This is a genomic window from Sulfurovum sp. bin170, from assembly GCF_010892395.1.
Classification (GTDB): domain Bacteria; phylum Campylobacterota; class Campylobacteria; order Campylobacterales; family Sulfurovaceae; genus UBA1140.
The window spans coordinates 1-3076 of the sequence record NZ_JAACKB010000148.1; the positions used below are offsets into that span (position 1 = coordinate 1).

A 3076-nucleotide genomic window follows, 5' to 3' on the forward strand; every position below is an offset into this window, starting at 1 on the left:
GAAATAGATAGGCACAGATTTTGTAATCACATACACTACTATTAAAATAGAGAGTAGAGTTGGAACTTCATTGTAGGCTCTAAAATACTGTCCACTTTTGTTACAGGCATCTTTTTCTAATATTTTTCTAAAATACTCCATAGAGTATGAGTATCCAATCAACAAGGATAACACAAATAGTTTGGCTATCATCCAATCCTGCTCGAGTAGAGATGGATTGAGATATATTAGTATCGCACCACTTATGATAGTTGCCCACATTGCAGGGACTCCTATCACATCATATAGTTTGCTCTCTTGCACCTTTATCACATCTGTAAAATCTTTTTTATCCTTATGCTCTTGGTGATATACAAAAAGTCTTGGCATATAAAAAAGCACCGCCATCCATGACATCATTGCCATAATGTGAAAAGAGAGTATCTCCAAATAGTAGTTCATTTTCTACTCCTATAAATAATATATGGCATACTATCAATTATCTAATAAATCCATACTAAAATCTATAATTTCATAGACACCTTTGTAGGTTTTTGTTTGAGATACTCTAATATCATAACGACTTCCCACCTTGACATGCTTCTCCACTCCGTAAATAAAGATTTTATCTTTTAAATCTGAGATAGTAGCTCCCCTACCTTTTCTTGAAACTACCTTTACATTTTTTAGCCAACATGGCAAAAGCTCTCTCTTCTCATATAGCTCTATAATTTTGCACTCTTTGTTATCCTCTTTTTTGTTTTTAAACAGATATGGTTCTGTTGAAAAGAGAGCAAAAACTGGAAAATGGTCAGAGTAGCCTTTGCCAAAATGTCTACCTTTTTTATATTTCCAACGATTTACATATCCCTCTTTTGTAAACATATAAGCTCTCTTAAAAACCACAAATGAGTCATCAACATAGTCCACATCTCTGCCATCAAAAAGTGTAGGAGGAAGCAATATCGCATCTAACCCCTGCTTATCACCATAAAAATTATAACTCCATCGTCTATATGGCAGTAGCTCCAACCAGAGATTATAGTGTCTAAATCCACCTTGTTTCATATCAGATTCTCCAAAAAGCATACTATTTAGAACCATATTGATACCTGTTTTTCCAACTCTTTGATGCTCATTATAGTTAGAGTTAAAATCACCCAAGAGAATATATTGACTATTTTTGGGTAGGGATAGAAGTCTCTTTTTTAGGGCTGTTGCAGAGATGATTCTTTTGCTTTCTGGTGAGCGTTTTGAGTTCCAATGGTTGACATATATATAGAGAGGATTGCCCTCTACTGTAAATTTTGTCTCTAGTATATTTCGTATACCCAAAGCTCTTGTTACTTCTATATCTCTGTGAGTCTCAATAGGAATTTTAGATAAGAGTGCCACTTGAATTGCAGATTTTTTTTTGTGAGATATTGCAGAGTATCTATATCTACACCCATATCTTTTAAGTGATTTTTGAAGAAGTTTTAGAGCATTTCGGTTCTCTATCTCTTGAAGCCCTATAATATCAGCATCTATCTCACATATAACTTCAGAGATATTTCTTAATTTTTTATTAAGAGTAGTTTTTGTCCAGTTGTGTCGGTTTGGGATATACCTATCATATTCACTACCATCATAATGCATATCAAAGAGGTTTTCAACATTATATGAGGCTATTTTTAGTTCAATTGCATTTAGAGGGTTAGAAGAAAAAAGGATGAGACCTAAAATAATCAAAAAACTCTCGTTCCATCCTCTCTGAGGTGGAATGCATAGGCAAAAACAACGAAAATTAATGATTGGATTCTCTATGCATTCCACCTGAGGACAGGTGGAACGAGATAGAGTTTGCACTATCTAAACATCTTCCCCAACATACTCATAGCACCATCAACTCCACCAACACTAGAGAGCATACTCTCAACAATAGAACCTTCACCAGAAGTAGCCCCATCAATCACATTTGGTAAAGCATCAGCCAAAGCACCTTTAGCAGAATCTTCAGAGATACCTAAACTTGATGCAAACTCAGAAATCTTATCAGAACCAAGAAGGTCAACAATAGAGTCCATAGAGATAGCTTCATTTTCACCACTTCCTAACCATGAACCTACAATAGAACCAAGACCATTTTCAGATAGTCCTGATACCAACTGACTAAGGTCTAATCCACCATCTGCTCCACCACCAAGCAGACTACCTAGTGCATCAGTTATAAGATTTGTGTCCAATCCTGTTGTAGCATCATCACTATTTCCTTGTATTAAACCTGCACCCATTTTCAATAAATCTATCATATCCATTTTCTATCCTTATTTTTTAATATCAGCAAGTATATCTTAAAAATTATTAATTATGCAACTTCTCTATCTCTATCTGAGTAATTATTATTATTACTACTACTAGTATGGTAAAATCTATTTTTCATAAGAGAAAAAAGCTTCTCCATCAAGCTTTTTGGTTTTACCAATCCATCCATAAATTCACTATAGGTAGTATCTCTCTCATTGAGATAACCTTTGAGATAGACCAAAGATGCCAACATTCCATGCTTCTTCTCTATAAGTAAAAGCTGTGCATATAGCTCCTCCACAGCCTCTATAGCTTTTGCTGCTGCAGCTCTTCTAAATGCAATATAACTCTCAATCCTACCCATATCATCTCTATGAATCTCAAAGTCAGTAGTAACCCAGTAGTATTTTCCCGATTTTGCTAAATTTTTGACAATAGCAGTAACATTATCTCCATTCTGTATAGATTGCCACATCAGATAAAAGATAGCTCTTGGCATATCAGGATGTCTCAATATGCTATGTGGTGCACCCACAACTTCACTTGCTTCATAACCTGATACCGTACAAAAGTAGTCATTTACATATAGAATTCTTCCACTTATATCTGTCTTAGAGACTATTATTTTTTTACTGCTTATATTTATCTCTTCATCTCTTGGCAATGGTCTATAAAATCTCATCTTTTACCCCTTTATTTAGTAATAGAGAATTATAACAATAGATTTGGTAGCAAGAGTGAAAATTTGAGGAAACGCAGACTTTAGTCCTGAAATATTGAGCGAGGCTAAAGCCATCGTTTCCTTATATGC

At 34.7% G+C, this 3076-nt stretch carries 4 protein-coding genes; all 4 read right to left on the minus strand.

All coding sequences use genetic code 11. The annotated features are described in order from the left end of the window. Positions 1–441, minus strand: a 441-nt coding sequence (locus GSY74_RS03530; RefSeq protein ID WP_164663731.1) for a CopD family protein, incomplete at its 3' end; no start/stop codon positions are given. Between the two features lie 33 nt (positions 442–474). Then, the gene (locus GSY74_RS03535) at positions 475–1710 is read right to left on the minus strand and encodes an endonuclease/exonuclease/phosphatase family protein (protein ID WP_164663732.1); all 1236 of its coding nucleotides are present in this window, start codon (positions 1708–1710) and stop codon (positions 475–477) included. Positions 1711–1826: 116 nt separating this feature from the next. Next, complete coding sequence (locus GSY74_RS03540; protein WP_255494522.1) at positions 1827–2270, minus strand: YidB family protein; 444 nt, start codon at positions 2268–2270, stop codon at positions 1827–1829. 56 nt (positions 2271–2326) lie between these two features. Beyond that, complete coding sequence (locus GSY74_RS03545) at positions 2327–2947, minus strand: PAS domain-containing protein (protein WP_164663734.1); 621 nt, start codon at positions 2945–2947, stop codon at positions 2327–2329. Positions 2948–3076 lie beyond the last annotated feature (129 nt).